A 16,320-nucleotide genomic window follows, 5' to 3' on the forward strand; every position below is an offset into this window, starting at 1 on the left:
GCGGTGACCGAATGAAACGGTCACCGCCACAACTCTTTAACGGGTTATCACCGGGCTTATTTTTTGGGGAGGGGCTACTTGCCCTTCACCTCGCGTGCCAGAGCCAGCAGCTCCTCATGCACCGTCGTATCGCCCGTAACCTCCGGGTGGAAAGAAATACCAATCAGGTTGCCCGAACGCACACCCACAATCTTCCCCTCATGACGAGCCGTCACCTGCACACCCTCACCAGTGCCAGTCACAATCGGCGCACGAATAAACGCCGTATCAATAACCACCTCATCACCGGCAGGAGTCAGCCACGGCAGGCGCACCTCCGCAGAATCAACCTGCGAACCAAACGCGTTACGACCCACCGAAACATCCAGGATGCCCAGCGACTGCTGACCCGGCGCCGGATCATCAATACGCTTCGACAGCATAATCAGGCCAGCACACGTACCCAGAGTCGGCAGGCCCGCAGAAATCGCCTCAATCAGCGGCTCACGCACACCAAAAATACGGGTCAGACGGTCAATCGTCGACGACTCACCACCCGGCAGAACCAGCGCATCTAGACCCTCAAGCTGCTCACCGGTACGCACCCAACGCACCTGCGCGCCCAGGGACTCCAGCATCAGCGCATGCTCACGCACGCCGCCCTGCAGCGCCAAAACACCAACCGTTAAACCCTCACCCGGCAAAACACCGGTAGGCTGAACCTTCTCAACCATCACCGCTCCCTTCACAAAACAACAAACACAAGGAGGGTGGGACCCGCCTCAGCGAACCCCACCCCCTCATCAAACACTCACCCCGAATACGGGGTGCGCGCACGAATTACCAGCCGCGCTCCGCCAGGCGGTGCGGTGCCGGAATGTCAGCAACGTTAATGCCGACCATAGCCTCACCCAGGCCGCGAGAAGCCTCAGCAACCTTCTCCGGGTCATTGTAGAAAGCAGTAGCCTTCACAATAGCCTTCGCACGAGCAACAGGGTCGCCCGACTTGAAGATACCGGAACCAACGAACACGCCGTCAGCACCCAGCTGCATCATCATCGCAGCGTCGGCGGGGGTAGCCACACCACCAGCGGTGAACATCACCACGGGCAGCTTACCGGTCTGAGCAACCTCACGAACCAGCTCGTACGGTGCAGCCAGTTCCTTAGCCTTCACGTACAGCTCGTCGGGCATGGTGTTGTACAGGCCCTGCAGCTCAGCAATCTGACGCTTAATGGTGCGGATGTGCTTAGTCGCCTCAGAGACGTCACCGGTGCCAGCCTCGCCCTTCGAACGGATCATAGCGGCACCCTCGGTGATACGGCGCAGAGCCTCACCCAGGTTGGTAGCACCACACACGAAAGGCACCTTGAACTGGTGCTTATCAATGTGGTTCACGTAGTCAGCGGGGGAAAGAACCTCAGACTCGTCAATGTAGTCGACCTTCAGGGTCTCCAGGATCTGAGCCTCAACGAAGTGGCCGATGCGTGCCTTCGCCATGACCGGGATCGAAACAGCATCGATGATGCCCTCAATCATGTCCGGGTCAGACATACGAGCCACGCCGCCCTGCGCACGAATATCCGCGGGAACGCGCTCGAGAGCCATGACGGCAACAGCGCCAGCATCTTCAGCGATCTTAGCCTGTTCGGGGGTGACGACGTCCATGATGACGCCGCCCTTGAGCATGTCGGCCAGGCCGCGCTTAACAAGCGGGCTGCCGGTTACGGTGTTGTTATCAGTCATGACCTTATCTTCTCACGTTCTGAGTGTTCGCGCGCACTCACGGGGGCGGATTTTCTGTTCTCTGACACAGTACGACCCCAAGCTCACGTCAGAATGACACAAAACGTCATGAAAAGCGGTCAGAGTAGGGCGGTTCGTGGGCTGAGCAGGCCCGGCTGAGCAGACCCGCCGGATGCACGCAGGTCGTCTCCCATAAACTCACACCCCGGGCGGCCATAAGGCAAGATTTTGCTCAGGGTAAACATCCACCCACCCGCACTGAACAACGGTAAAGTATAGAAGCTACGCCCGCACTCGTCCCCACGCGGAAGCCTCACGGCCCAGGGAACGAGCAAAACATTTTGGGCACCCTGGCACCCGCACACTCGCGGACATCAGCCGTCTATCAGACGCACACCATGAACCAGCCGCCACATCCAAAAGGAACACACCAAATTGCTTGAAGTCATCATTGCCCTATCGCTGGCAATTCTTCTGGGTAATATCCTCGCCCATAAAATACGGATAACCCCCGCCATTCTGCTCATTTTCCTGGGGCTTGTGCTGGCGCTCATCCCCGTTCACGCCATGCACGAGGTGCGCGAGGTCGGGCTGCCACCGCACGTGATTCTCGAAATCTTCCTGCCCGTGATGCTGTTCTGGGAGACCCGAAACACCTCCTGGCGTGAGGCGCGCGCTCGTCTGCGCGGCATTCTGCTCTCGGGCACGGTGCTCGTAATTTTCACGGCGTTCGTTATCGCCTGGGTGCTTCACACATTTATGGGCGTCTACCTGTGGCATGTGGCGCTGATTATCGGTGTGGCGCTCGCCCCCACCGATGCTGTGGCCGTGGCAACGCTCAACGGCAAACTCCCCAAATCTTCCATCACCACCCTTAAAGCGGAAGCACTCATTAACGACGGCACCACCCTAGTTCTTTTCGCACTCGCCCTGCAGCTTGCGGGTGGTCATGAACTTACCCTGGGGACTGCATCCGGAATGTTCTTCTTCTCGTTCCTGATTGGAACTCTCGTTGGCCTGGCCGTCGGATGGGGTGTGAATAAGCTGCGTGCGCACATCGGCAACCCCATGAACTTCAGCGTGTTCATGTTTACCGTGCCGTTTATTGCTTTCTTCTTGGCTGAAGAGATCGAGCCTTTTGAGGGCATGAAAGGTTCCGGAGTGGTGGCTGTGGTGGTCGCCGCTTTCTACCTGACCTATCGCGGACCGGATACCATCAAACCCCAAAACCGTTTCTACGGTCTGCCCATCTGGTCGTTTGTCTCCTATGTCATGAACGGTGCGCTCTTCGTGCTCGTGGGTGTTCAGCTGCCCAGCGCCACAGCGCCTGTGGATGATGTTCTTCGTGAATACAACTATGCGTGGGCTTTGACGTTCGCCGTGATTGTGGTGGCATGGCTTGTTTCCATTGCGGCGCGTTTTATTTTCCTGCACGTCTCGATCGGTATTATTCGTGCCCTTGACCGTTCAGAAAAGCAGAAGCAGCTGCGCACAACTTTCCGTGGCCGTGTAGTGAGTACCTTTGCGGGACTGCGCGGCGGTGTTTCCCTCGCGGTGGCTCTCTCCGTGCCGACTGATGTTCCCGCGCGTGACTTTATTATCTTTGTTGTTGCGGGCGTGGTTCTGCTGTCGATGGTGGTTCAGGGGATGCTCCTGCCGCTCGTTATTAGGTGGGCGAAAATTCCGGTTGATACCACCGAAGAAGATGAGATTAATGAAGCAATCCGCACGATCATTGCCGAGTCCTTCGACTCTGTGGCTGAGATCGGCCAGGAAATTGGTGCACCACAGTGGATTATCGACCGCATTGCCGACGAACAAATGTACAACGCGAGTATACACCGCAACCTGCACGCCGTTCGTAAAGACGGTGCGAATGCGCCGGAAGAAGCCCGCCGCATTATTGAAGCGGGCGACCTTGAGAAAGAGCTGCGCCTGCGGCATTTGGAGAAGCAACGCAGCGTGCTCAAGCGCCTGCGTAATGAGCGCATAATCGACACGAATGTGCTCCACGCGATTCAGGAAATCCTGGATATTGAGGAGGTTCGCGTGCTTGGTCCGGTTGAACTCGAATAGCTCACACTCCTACATGCGATACGTATGAGGCGAGGCGCCCCACCCCTAAACGGGGAGGGGCGCCTCGTTACTTTTTTGTCTAAACCCCTAGCCCAACCACTACGTGGAAACGGTACAATACACTAGCCCGTTTTTTGTGCGGACCACGCTTCTTACCGCGCACCGGACACAACACAGACTAGAACCACAGGAACCTATGACGTCCCACCAGACTGAAAACAACGCACCCAAAAATAGCGCACCCAACAACAATGCACCCGCCGCAGGACACCGCCCGCACGGTCCCCACGGCGCAAGCGAAGACCCGCAGAACATCTACCTGCTCAAAGACGCCCCCATCCTCAAGGCGCTCCTCTCCCTCGGCGTGCCCATGGCACTCGGCCTCGCCATCACCAGCATCTACAACGTGGTGAACTCCTACTTCGTCGGCCACTACGGCGGCACCGAAGACCTCGCCGCCACCAGCTACGGCGTGCCCGTCTTCGGCGTCATCATGGCGATCGCAGGCCTGTTCGGCCTGGGCTCCTCAACCCTCGCCTCCCGCAAGCTCGGAGCAGGCGAACCCGCCCACGAAATCCACCGCGTCACCTCCTTCGCCCTCTACTCGGCGCTCGGTGCCGGTATCGTCGCGGCGGCTATCGGCTTCATCCTCGCTGACCCGATCACCAGCATCATGGGTGCCTCCGGCGGCTCCTACGAACCGACCCGCATCTACGTGCACCTCATGTTCCTCGGCGCGCCCCTCGCCATCGGCATGTTCACCCTCGAACAGCTCGTCCGATCCGAAGGCTACGCCAAGCAGTCCATGTACGGCATCATCGTCGGCACCGTCGTCACCTGCATCTTCGACGTGCTGTTCATCGCCATCATGGGCATGGGCGTCGCCGGTGCCGGTTGGGCGATGCTGCTGGCGAACGGCGCATCCATGCTGTACTACCTGCTGTTCCTGATGCGTCAGAGCGAGAACTTCTCCGCGAACATCCGCGACTTCTCCCTCGACCCCGCCATTATCAAGCCCGTGGTCGCGGTCGGTGCCGCCGAACTCATTCAGAGCCTCAACCTGATCTTCGCCGCCCTGCTGCTGAACAACCTCGCCGCCTCCTACGGTGACGACACCGTGGCAGCGTTCGGCTTGGCAATGCGCCTGAACATGGTGCCCGAAATGCTGTGCATGGGCCTGTGCATGGGCGGTATCCCGCTGTACGCCTACGCGTACGGTGCCCGCAACGGCGCCCGCGTGAAGGAGGCGCTGCGCACCGCAACGATCCTGTCCGTGGCGACCTCCGCAATCATCACCATTCCGGTGCTGATTTTCCGCCGTGAACTGCTCGCCGTGGTTGGCGATGCAAGCCTCATCGACACCGGCGAAGAGGTCATGATCGCGCTCATGCTCGCCGCCGTGTTCAACGCGGTCAGCATCGTGTTTGTGTCTTGGTTCCAGGCGTCCGGTAAGGGCGGCCCGGCAATGCTGATGACCATCGGTATTGCGTTGCTGTTCTTCCCCGCCGTGTACTTCGGCAACATGTGGTTCGGATTTAAGGGTCTGACCTGGGCGTTCCCCTTCACCCAGGTGCTCGCCTGCGCGCTGGGCCTGGTGCTGTTCCTCGCCACGGGTGGCGCGAAGGTACCGCCCGCTGAAGCTGAGGTTGAGACTGAAGGTTCTGAAGAATCTGACTCTGAGGCTGCCCAGGTTTCTGGCGCACAGCCTGAACAGAAGGCATAGTCCTCAGCCTGTGAAAACATAGTAAATGCCCCGGACTCCCACCAAGGGAGTTCGGGGCATTTACGTTAGTTCTTACGCCGGTTGAGGCGCTCAACCGGAAGACGCTAGATTCTTCCGCGCTAGTTCTTCCACCAGGAATCAAAAATCGTCACCGGAGTGGTGCGCTTATGGCGGCTACGCAGGTAAATCTGCTCCAGCTTCTCAGCTGCCGCCTCGTCGATTTCCTTACCCTCCAGGTAGTCATCAATCTGCGGGTACGTCAGACCCAGCTCATCCTCATCGGTACGGCCGGGCACGCCGTCCAGCAGGTCAGCCGTCGGCGGCTTAGCCCACAGACGCTCAGACGCACCCAGCACCCGCAGCAGCAGCTGGTTCTGGCGCTTATTCAGGCCGTACAGCGGCAGCAGGTCCGCGCCGCCGTCACCGAACTTCGTGAAGAAACCCGTAATGGACTCCGCCGCATGGTCGGTACCCACCACCAAGTAGCCGGGGCCGCCAGCAACCGCATACTGGGCGATCATGCGGGCGCGCGCCTTCACATTACCCTTGTTGAAGTCGCTCATCTGCTCGCCGGTCGCGGCAGCGTAGGCGGTGTCGAAACCGTCCACGGCTTCGGCAATGTTGAAGGTCAGGGAGCGGGTGGGCTGGATGAAACGTAGCGCCTCCTGCGCGTCCTCTTCGTCGTGCTGCACACGGTAGGGCAGGCGCACCGCCACGAACTCGGTGGTGCGGCCGCGCTCGTTGAGGCGGTCGACCGCCAGCTGGCAGAGGCGACCCGCCAGGGTGGAGTCGATGCCGCCGCTGATGCCCAGTACCAGGCCGCGGCTTCCGGTGGCTTCCAGGTAGTCGCAGATGAACTGGATGCGGCGCTCCACTTCTTCGCGTGCCTGCTCTTCGGTCATGTTGGGCTTGACGCCCATTTCACGGATGATCTGTGCCTGTAATTCACGCATGACTTAAGTGTACGCTCCACCTTATAGCCCGTGCGGTGAACCGCCGAGGGAGGCGAGGTAGTGTTCCACACGGTGCGTTCAGACCCGCCTGCGTGGTGGGTTCAGTGCTGCTCTAGCCTTCCTCCAGTTCCGCAAATACGCAGCGTATTCACCGGTAAAAACCCTGCGCGGCAACCCGTGCGGCTGTTAGCATGAACATACGGTTCAAATACCGTTCAAAACAGCCGGTGATGAGGAAAAACGCCCCCACACCCGCTACGCCACAGAACACGTCAACCAAGGACGGTGAAGACAGCACCATGGCAAAAACAAAAACTGAACTCTACGACGAGCTCGTAGACATCGAAACCAGCCTCGAAAACCACCCGCTCACCTCCGGGAAAATAGCGGAGGCGGGCATCATCATCGAGCAGATGAAGGAGCAGGGCGCCACCCAGGAAGAAATCAATGAGGCACTCATCCGGCAGAGGCTGCCTTCCCTCGTGGAGATAGGCAAGAGTACCTTGCTGCAGTCTTTTAGCCTCTGGAAGCTCAATCACCGCAAGTCCAAGGTGGAAGCCGCCATTGAGAAGCTCAACCGTAAAGAAGCCCGCCAGCGCTAACTAGCCTGCCTCGGGCAGGGTGAGGCAAGCAAATACCCCCGGCAGATGCGTACGGCATCCACCGGGGGTATTTCTTTCGAAGGAATATCAGTGGCTTAGATTTTCAAAGACGCTCTCATAGCGATCAACGAAGTCCGCCGCCGCGTTCAGAAGCTCCTCCTGATTGAGGGCATCCCGGGTAACTGGCAGCGTTTCATCCTCGCCGTTCTGAACCTGTAACTCACGCATAACTAAAGTCTACGCCGCAGACATAACAGCCCACAGAAAAGGCCGTGCCGGGGCAGAAAACTCCACCCCGACACGGCCCTCACATCCGCCTTCGACTAGCGGTTATTCAGCACGCGCACGTTGTAGCGGTGCAGGAACGCCGCCATCGCGCCACGCTCAATCGGCTGAACCGGACGGAACGAACCATCCGGCCAACCCGTCGTAATCCGCTGATCGGCCAACCACGCAATCTCGCGGTAGAACTGGCTGCCGGTCGACACGTCGCTAAACGGCGACACCGCAGGAGCCGAATATGCCGGCGAACCCGCGTAACGGTAGAAGAACGCCGCCATCGCGTCACGGTTCACCGCATCATTCGGGCGGAACGTACCGTCAGACCAGCCGGTCGTAATGCCGCGGGCGCGCATCCACTCAATCTCCTTGTAGAACGGGTGGTCGCGCGGCACATCCTTGAAGCTCGGGGTGCTCGGCGCGGTGAACTGCGGCGAGCCTGCCATGCGGTAGAAGAACGCCGCCATCGCGCCGCGCTCCACCGAACCGTTCGGGCGGAACGTGCCATCCGGGTAGCCGGTCGTAATGCGACGCTGAGCCAGCCAGTTAATGTCGTTCACGAACGGGTAATCCGCCGGAACATCCTTGAAATGCGCACTCTCGGCGGGAGCCTCGGAAGACGACGACACGCGCAGAACCTGCGCACGCTCACCGGCCGCACCGTTCACGCCCGACAGGTCGCCGGTCGCGTTGTGCATGTGCAGGAACAGGGCAGAGCCCTTCGCCTCACCGCTGCGGTGCGCCACCAGATTCGTGCCCGGTGCGTCCACGAACAGGTTCGGAACGCCCGCCGAATCGCCGCTGAACCACAGCGCCGGGGTGGCGTAGTTAAACGACACCGACTCGGTCGTATCCACCACGGTCGTGGCGGAGAACGCGCTCGCGGTGGTCACCGAGTACGAAATCTCGGTCGACTCAGCCTCGGGGTCAAGGCCCAGAACGCTCAGCGGAACACTCATCACCAGGGTGTTCGAATCCATGATGTTCGTATCGGTATCGCCCCAGGTGCCGTTCAGCGGGTACAGGGCGTTGGCGATTGCATGCCACTTACCGTCCAGGCCGCGCTGCGAAACCTTCACGAGCGGGTAGTCCAGGCCCTTCTCACGCACCGTCTGCAAGCGGTAATCGGTCGTGCCGTCCTTATCGGTGTCGATGAAGACGTAGTAGGTGCCGCGCGGGGTTACCTCCGACCAGTTGCCCCAGGTCGAAATACCGAAGGACAGCTGCGCCTGCGAGGTGTCCTGACCGGCAGCCTTCAGTGCCGCCACGTTCGAGGTAGCGCCCACGTACTGCAGGTCCATGCGGGAATCCGAACCCACACCCAGCTTCGCGGTCGGGATGCGCGGGCTCGAAGCACCCAGCTCAAACGCACCCAGCAGGGAGCGGTAACCGCCCTGGTTCACGGCGGTGCCCTCAACGGACAGGCGCTGCTCCAGCGCACCGGCGCCGTTCGAATCGAAGTGGATATCCGCACCGGCCACGCGCAGCGCGCTCACCGGCTTCGGGGCCACGTGCAGGGGCATACGCAGGGTCTTCACCGCGGCCGAGGAATCAGCATCGGTCAGGATCAGGCGGCCCGAGGCGCTCGCAATGTACTGGCGGGCACCCGAAATGGTCACCATGCCGGTCGAGTAGTTCAGCGAATCCTGGGTCGGGTACATCGAGGGGTCGATGGTCTTCTCAAGCTTCGACGGGTCGATGCGCACCGTCACGGTGAACGTGGCGGTCTGGCCGGCACCCACCGATACCGACTGCGGGTAGGAGAACTCCACACCCGGGATGCTCGTGCTGCCGTCGTAAGATACGGCGTAGGTGTGAGCCACCGAATCGGTGTTCTCAACGCTCACGCGGTGCTGCAGGGTCTGCACGCCGGCGTTCGGGGTGTACTCAACCACGCCGAAGGTATCCGAAACCTGCTCGGGGCGGGCGGCGTTGAACAGCATGACGCGGTCGGCCACCGCCGCACGCGTGTTGATGCGGCCGGTACCCACGCGGTCCACCGCGTAGGGGTTGCCCCAGGCGTCCTGCATCCGGTGGTCGGCGGTGTTCATGATGGCGGTCTTAATCATGCGCGGGCCGTACTCCGGGTGCGCCTGCATAATCAGCGCCGCAACACCCGCCACGAACGGCGTGGACATGGACGTACCGGTCTTTACGGTTGCCTCGGTACCGCCGCCAACCAGGATAGAGGAAATGTTTGTGCCCGGTGCCGCAACGTCCGGCTTCGTGATGCCGTGCGAGCCGTGCATACCGCGCGCGGTCGAGGTGTTCGCCTGATCCAGCTTGCCGTTCTGCACGCGAATCGACTCGCGCAGGTTCTCGCCGAGCTGCAGGGTCAGGTTGCCCGAATCAATCTGGGAGGAGAGGCGCTCCACCTGGCTCTTGGCCAGACGCACGCCCGGAATAGCGGAGTTGCCGCCGATAGCGGTGTCGCCCACCTCCGTGTCGGAGGCGATGACCACGCCGGTTGCGCCCGCCGCCTGCAGGTTATCGAAGCGCACGCGCGAACCGCAGGGGGCGGTGCCGTCGGCCTCAGCCCAGTCGATGAGGGCCCACTTGCCCTTCAGCGCCGCGGCCTCCTCCTCGGTGAAGGTCTCGCACGCGTAGCGGTTGCGGGTTGCGGCACGCACCACGGTGCCGCGCAGCTGCTCCTCGGTCGCCTTCGAGTAGTCGAAGCTCACCGAGTAGTCGCCGTAGGTGTCCGCCTCGTTTGCGGGGGAGAGAATCTTCACGCGGTCAGCCATCTGGGTCGAACCAATCGAGTTCGCCACGGTCAGGCTGTAGGCGCTGGTGCCGGGGCCGCCCGAGTTGGAGTAGGTGTCACCCACGGCGTTGTAGTTGTTGGCGTTACCCGCCGCAACCACGGAGAGGATGCCCTCGCGGTAGAGGGAACCGACCGCGTAGTTCACGGTCTCGTCGAACACGCCGAACTCGTTGCCCAGCGACAGGTTCGCGATGTCGGCGCGGTCGGAGAAGTCGCCGTCATCGTTGGGATCGAGCACGCGGTCAAGGCCCAGGGGAACGAACGCGGTGGTGCCCTTACAACCGAAGATGCGCAGGCCAATCAGCTGGGCCTCCGGCGCGGAGCCCGGGCCGATCTTCATGTCCTTGAGCTGCTCCTCGGTGAGCTTGGAGTAGTCGCCGCGGAAGGTCGAGCCATCCGCGTTCACGCCGTAGCCCGCCGCGGTACCGGCCACATGGCTACCGTGGCCGCCGCAGTCCAGCGGGTTCGCGTCCGGGTGGGGAGTGGAAGTCTCCTTCTTAGCGGAGTTGTAATCGTCACCGACCAGGTCGTAGCCGCCCAGGAACTTCTTCGGGTCGTAGGTGCCCTCGGGAATCGTGTCGGAGGCTTTTGCCTTCTCGTAGGCCTCCTTAGTGCCGGGGCCGCCCAAATCGGCGTGAGTGTAGTCGATGCCGGTATCGAGCACCACAATCTTCACGCCCTTACCGGTGTAGCCGGTGGAGGCGGTGTTCTGTGCGTGCTGCTGAGCCCACACGGAGAGGGTATCGGTATCGAGCACGGAACCGGTGTTTTGCGGCGCCATGTCCTCAATGATGCTGATGCGCTCAACATCGGAACGGTTCGCCAACGCACGAATCTGCTCGACGTTACCGTAGAGCGCCACGCCGCGCATCGTGTTGTGGGTGGTGTACAGGACCTGCGCGCCGGATTCCTTCGCCGCGGAGGCGCCCTGCTGCTGCACGCTGGCACGAATCGCCTGCACCTGCGCCTGCGCGTTCACGGGGGCCTGCGCGCGGGAGCGGACCGCATCCGGTTGGGTCTGAGCGTACGCACCCTGACCCTTGAAGCGCACGAACACGGCGCGTTCGCCGGTCGCGCCCTCCAGGCTGGGGGAGAGCACCTCGGTCGGGTTCGGCGTCTCGGCGGATGCGCTACGCGGCGCATCCACGTCACCGCGCACCACGCCGGGTGCGGCGTACGCCTGGGTTCCGAAGGGCAGGGAAGTCAGCCCGAGGGTCAGGCCCAGCACTAGGGCGCCGCAGCCGCGGGCTACGCGCCGAAGTCCTCGCGGTGGCCGCGAACCCTTCGGAGCGGGGGTAGCTTCAGAGAGAATAGCCACTGAATGCTCCTTGATTCTCTTGTAATGGTGTGTTTCTAGGGGTCTTCGGCCCGTGCTTCAACGACGGGGTTCAAGCGGGCGCTGAAAGAACCCTCACCATTGTCTCAAGGAGAGGGGTGTTTAACCTAGTCAGACTCGTGAAACACCGCGGTGCGGAACGTAACAACGGCGAGGGGGCCGTACCGGGCAGCATTGCTGCGCGCGGTACGACCCCCTCGCCCTTGACCGGAATCAGTCGCTGACCAGAATTAGCCGCTGACCGGAACCAGCCGTGACTCACCGGCACCTCAGCCGGGGCGGCACCCCTGCCTACGCGGTGAGCCGGTCAGCAGGTCAGCCGGGCCTCACTACCGGTCGGCGCTGTACCCCAGCACGCTCGTGCTGTAGCGGAACACGAACGCCGCCATAGCGTCGCGGTGCACCGGCTCCACCGGGCGGAACGAACCATCGGGCCAGCCGGTGGTCACGCCCTGCGAGGCCAGCCAGCTGATCTCGCGGTAGAACAGGTTATCCGTCGAAACGTCCGTGAAACGGGCCTGGGCGGGAGCCTCGTACGCGGGCGAACCCGCGTAACGGTAGAAGAACGCGGCCATCGAGTCACGGTTCACCGAGGAATCGGGGCGGAACGTGCCGTCCGACCAGCCGGTCGTGATGCCCTGGGCCTTCATCCATTCAATCTCCTTGTAGTAGGGGTGGTTGAGCGGAACGTCCTTGAAGCTGGGCGTACTCGGGGCGGTGAACTGCGGCGAGCCGCTCATGCGGTAGAAGTACGCGGCCATGGTGGCACGGTCCATGTTGTTCAGCGGACGGAAGGTGCCGTCCGGGTAGCCGCGGTCAATCTGGTGCGAGGCAATCCAGGTGATTTCGCGGTAGAACTGGTTCTCCGGCGGAACATCCCTGAAGCGTGCCTCGTGGATGGTACGCGGAACGTCCACGACCTGTGCACGGTCGCCAGCGGCAACACCGTTAGCGGTCTTACGGCCGCTCAGGTCACCGGTCGCGTTGTGCATGTGCAGGAACAGAGCCTGACGCTCCTTGTTGTTGTTCTTGCGGTGAACGGTCAGCTGACCGCCGTCACGATCCACGAACAGGCCGGGTACGCCCGACTCCTCACCGGTGAACCACACACCGGGGTTGAACGGGGAGAAGGTGATCGCATCCGTCGCATCGACGTAGGAGTTGCCCTCGTTGTACCAGGTGTCGGTCTGCACCGTGTACTTGATGCTCTGAGCCTTCTCAGCGGTCAGGCCCAGGTCCTTCAGCGGCACACCCAGAATCATGGTGTTGGTGTCCATGGTGTTGGTGTCGGTGTCACCCCAGGCGCTGTTCAGCGGGTAGCGCGCCACCACGGTGGATGCTTTACCGGAGATGGACCAGACCTTCACCAGCGGGTAGTCCAGACCCTTCTCTCGGGTTACCTCGAGCGTGTAGTCGGCCTTCGAATCACCGGTGGTGTCAATCTGCACCTGTACCTGACGGCCCCAGTGCATGCTGTCCCAGGTGCCCCAGGTCGAAATGCCGAAGAACAGAGAACCATCGTTCGGGTTCTTGCCGGCAGCCTTCAACGCCGGAGCGTCCGAGGCAGCACCCACATACTGCAGGTCAACAGCCTGGTTCGACGGCAGCTTCAGCTGACCGGTCGGAATACGGTCACTGACCGCACCCAGCTCGAACGCACCCAGCAGCGAACGGTAACCGCCCTGGTTCAGGGTCGTACCGCGCAGAGTCACCGTGGACTCCTTATCGGCGATGCCCTTGTAATCAATACGGGACGCATCAACACGCATCTTCGAGACAGGCTTCGGTGCCACGTGAATCGACTGGCGGATCGCCTCGCGGCCATTCTCAGAGAAAATCAGGCGACCAGAAGCGCTCGCAATGTACTGGCGCTTACCGGCAATCAGAGTCTTACCGGTCGTCCAGTCCTGAGCGACCTGGTCGGCGCTCATCGCCGGGTCCATGGTCTTCTCAAGCTTGGAGGGGTCGATGCGTACGGTCACGGTCACGTTCTTACGCTCACCGGCACCCACGCTCACCTGCTGCGGGTAGGAGTACTCCACACCCGGGATGGTCGTGCTTGCCTCGTAGCTCAGAGTGTAGGTGTGAGCCTGCGAATCGGTGTTGTCCAGAACGATTTCACGCTGAACAGTCTGAATACCCGAATCGGGGGTGTACTCCAGCACACCAAACGCGGTCGAAACACGCTCGGGGGTCTTCGCATCGTACGCAATGACCTTCGCGTCCACGGCAGCGCGAGCATTCACCATGCCCGTACCCACACGATCCACCGCGTACTGCGCACCCTGCTCATTCTTGATCGGGGTGGACGCGCCGTTCATCAGCGCAGCCTTAATCATCTGCGGGTTGTAATCCTGATGCGCCTGCATCACGAGGGCGGCGATACCGGTCACGTGCGGGGTTGCCATGGAGGTACCGGTGAAGGAAACACCCTTATTACCCGTACCCACAGCGGCAGACACAATCTCAGTACCCGGTGCCGCAAGGTCAGGCTTAATGAAGCCATCAGAACCGTGCTGACCGCGAGCGCTCGAGGAATTCAAATCAAAAGCGTGCGAGTGAGGACCGCGGCCCGAAGCCTTGTAGTCCAGGTTCATCTCAACGGTCACCGGACCGGCAGCCAGAGCCTTCTCCAGGTCCTTCGTCGAAGAAGCAGTCAGACGCAGACCCGGAATGGTCGCATTACCGCCAATGCCGATCGTGTAGCGCTCAGCCTTACCGGCCATCACCACGCCAACACCGCCGGCAGCCTGAACGTTATCGAAACGCACCTTCGAACCGCACGGGAACGACAAGTCGTCCTGATCCCACTCGAAGTAAACCCACTTACCCTTCAAAGCCTTCGCCTCATCAGCGGTGAAAGCCTCGCAAGCGTAACGGTTACGCTTCGGTGCGGCAACAACCTCGCCGCGCAACTGATCAGCGGACGCCTTCGAATAATCGAAGTTCACCGAATAATCACCCTGCAACCACTCCAAACCAGTCTTCGTGGTCACGCGGGCACGGTCAATCGGCTGAGTGGAGCCGTAGGCGTTCGCCACCGACAGCGCCGCAGCAGCATTCGCCGGGCTACCCGAATCGGAGTAGGTGTCACCCACACCGTTGTAGTTATTGGCGTTACCGGCAGCAGCCACAGTGAACACACCCTGGCGCGCCATCGTATTAATCATGTACGACTCAGGGTCGTCAGCCGGGGCGAACTCGCCACCGAGCGACAGATTCACAATGTCGGCGCGGTCAGAGAAATCACCGTCACCATTCGGGTCCATCACGGTATCGAGCGCCTTCATCACAACACTCGAATTGCCGTAGCAACCGAACACACGAATCGCCAAAATCTGAGCCTCAGGAGCAGTACCGGGGCCAATGGACATGCCCTTCAGCTGCTCCTCCGTCAGGTTCTTGTAATCGCCACGGTAAGTCGTACCGTTCGCCGTCACACCATAACCGGCGGCAGTACCCGCCACGTGCGTGCCGTGACCGCCAGAACCGAAACCGTCCGGGCGGCAGTCCAGCGGGTTATTATCCGGCTGCGGAGTCGACTTCTCAGCCACCGACGCATTGTAGTCATCACCGACCAGGTCAATGCCGCCAATGAACTTATTACGATCAATCAGGCCCGAATCAGCGGACGGAAGCTCCGTCATCGCCTTAGCCTTCAGATAGGCGTCCACGGTTCCGGGGCCGCCAAAGTCGGCGTGAGTGTAGTCCACACCCGAGTCGACGATCGCAATCTTCACGCCCTTACCCGTGTACCCCGTATTCTCACGAGTCCACGTGGCAAGAGTCTTCGTATCAATCTCGCTACCGGAGTTCATACGCTCCTTCGCGATAATCGGCGAAATACGCTCCACATCCGGGCGCTCCGCCAACGCACGAATCTGCGCAGCATCACCAGTAATCGCCGCACCACGCATCGCATTATGCGTGGTGTACATCAGCTTAGAACCAGAAGCAGCCGCCACAGACTGAGCCTGCGACTGCACCTGGGCTGCAATAGCCTGCACCTGCGCCTGGCGGTTCGCCGGCGCCTCCTTACGTGCCAGAACAGCCGCGGACTGGGTCTGCTCATACGCGCCCTTGCCCTTGAACTGCACATACACGGTGATTTGGCCTTCAGCCTTCTGCAGGCCCGGGCTGATACGCGAGGCAGCGTTATCGGATGCGCTCGCAGTGCTTCCTTCGACCTGCTGGGGGCTCTGAGCGTGAGCTGCAGAGAAAGTGGCGGGAACGCCGAGAGTAAGGGCAAGAGCTGCACTCAAACCGGTCGCACCGACAGCCTTCATTCTGCGGCGTGGCGCATGAGGCGTTGTCATGGAATCCTCCTTCGGATTTTCTGTTTTTCGATAGTGCTGTGTGCTCTGTGGTTGTGTATCGGTGATACGCGGAGGCGGCCCCACCGGCAGACGACGAGTGAGTGCATCCGCCGGTGAAACCGCCACCAAAACTTGAGAGGTTCCGGGATTTTCAGGCCCCGGACCCTGCCGGTTCCAGGTACCCCTCCCACCCCATGCAGGAGGTGGGAGGGGACCGAACCGTTTGCTACCGGTTAGCTACCGTCTAGCGTCCGGCGAGGTTCGCCACCTTCTCGGTGTAGCGGTAGATGAACGCCGCCATCGCATCGCGGGCGATGGGGGTCACCGGGCGGTAGGTGCCGTCGGGCCAACCGGTGCTGATGCCGGTTGAGGCCAGCCAGGTGATTTCGCGATAGAACTGGCTATCGGCGGGCACATCCTTGAACGGGCTGGTCACGGGCAGATCAACGTGCGGCGAGCCTGCGTAGCGGTAGAAGAACGCCGCCATCGCATCGCGGTTGACCGGTGCGTTCGGGCGGAACGTGCCGTCCGACCAGCCGGTCGTGA

9 protein-coding genes are annotated in these 16,320 nt (G+C 61.3%); 3 read left to right on the forward strand and 6 right to left on the reverse strand.

Going from position 1 to position 16,320, the window contains the following annotated elements; genetic code table 11:
- Positions 1–74: 74 nt before the first annotated feature.
- Complete coding sequence (pdxT, locus tag HMPREF2630_RS02665; protein ID WP_070483262.1) at positions 75–713, reverse strand: pyridoxal 5'-phosphate synthase glutaminase subunit PdxT; 639 nt, start codon at positions 711–713, stop codon at positions 75–77.
- A gap of 106 nt (positions 714–819) precedes the next feature.
- Positions 820–1,725 carry a pyridoxal 5'-phosphate synthase lyase subunit PdxS gene (pdxS, locus tag HMPREF2630_RS02670; protein WP_005507298.1) on the reverse strand — a complete coding sequence of 302 codons (906 nt, stop codon included), beginning with the start codon at positions 1,723–1,725 and terminating at the stop codon, positions 820–822.
- Between the two features lie 435 nt (positions 1,726–2,160).
- Here pdxS and HMPREF2630_RS02675 point away from each other — a divergent pair, with 435 nt between their 5' ends.
- Together HMPREF2630_RS02675 and HMPREF2630_RS02680 are read left to right on the forward strand one after the other, a co-directional pair.
- Positions 2,161–3,801 carry a Na+/H+ antiporter gene (locus tag HMPREF2630_RS02675; RefSeq protein WP_070483263.1) on the forward strand — a complete coding sequence of 547 codons (1,641 nt, stop codon included), beginning with the start codon at positions 2,161–2,163 and terminating at the stop codon, positions 3,799–3,801.
- Between the two features lie 196 nt (positions 3,802–3,997).
- Entirely contained in the window at positions 3,998–5,524 is a 1,527-nt protein-coding gene (locus HMPREF2630_RS02680; RefSeq protein WP_070483265.1) for an MATE family efflux transporter, read from the forward strand.
- Positions 5,525–5,643: 119 nt separating this feature from the next.
- On the opposite strand, the gene nadE is transcribed toward HMPREF2630_RS02680, so the two are convergent.
- A complete protein-coding gene (nadE, locus tag HMPREF2630_RS02685) occupies positions 5,644–6,477 on the reverse strand; it encodes an ammonia-dependent NAD(+) synthetase (RefSeq protein ID WP_070483267.1) in 834 nt (277 codons plus the stop codon).
- A gap of 299 nt (positions 6,478–6,776) precedes the next feature.
- Here nadE and HMPREF2630_RS02690 point away from each other — a divergent pair, with 299 nt between their 5' ends.
- Positions 6,777–7,079: a recombinase gene (locus tag HMPREF2630_RS02690; protein ID WP_070483269.1), complete on the forward strand. Its 303-nt coding sequence runs from the start codon at positions 6,777–6,779 to the stop codon at positions 7,077–7,079.
- A 323-nt stretch (positions 7,080–7,402) separates the two neighbouring features.
- On the opposite strand, the gene HMPREF2630_RS02695 is transcribed toward HMPREF2630_RS02690, so the two are convergent.
- The 3 genes from HMPREF2630_RS02695 to HMPREF2630_RS02705 all read right to left on the reverse strand — a co-directional run.
- Positions 7,403–11,440, reverse strand: coding sequence for a S8 family serine peptidase (locus HMPREF2630_RS02695; RefSeq protein ID WP_070483271.1), 4,038 nt, complete (start codon positions 11,438–11,440; stop codon positions 7,403–7,405).
- Between the two features lie 347 nt (positions 11,441–11,787).
- Positions 11,788–15,774 (reverse strand): S8 family serine peptidase, encoded by a 3,987-nt coding sequence (locus tag HMPREF2630_RS02700; protein ID WP_070483273.1) that lies wholly within the window; start codon positions 15,772–15,774, stop codon positions 11,788–11,790.
- Between the two features lie 244 nt (positions 15,775–16,018).
- Positions 16,019–16,320, reverse strand: a 302-nt coding sequence (locus HMPREF2630_RS02705) for an S-layer homology domain-containing protein (protein WP_143131584.1), incomplete at its 5' end; no start/stop codon positions are given.

This window comes from Rothia sp. HMSC072B03 (genome assembly GCF_001809565.1).
Classification (GTDB): Bacteria; Actinomycetota; Actinomycetes; order Actinomycetales; family Micrococcaceae; genus Rothia; species Rothia mucilaginosa_A.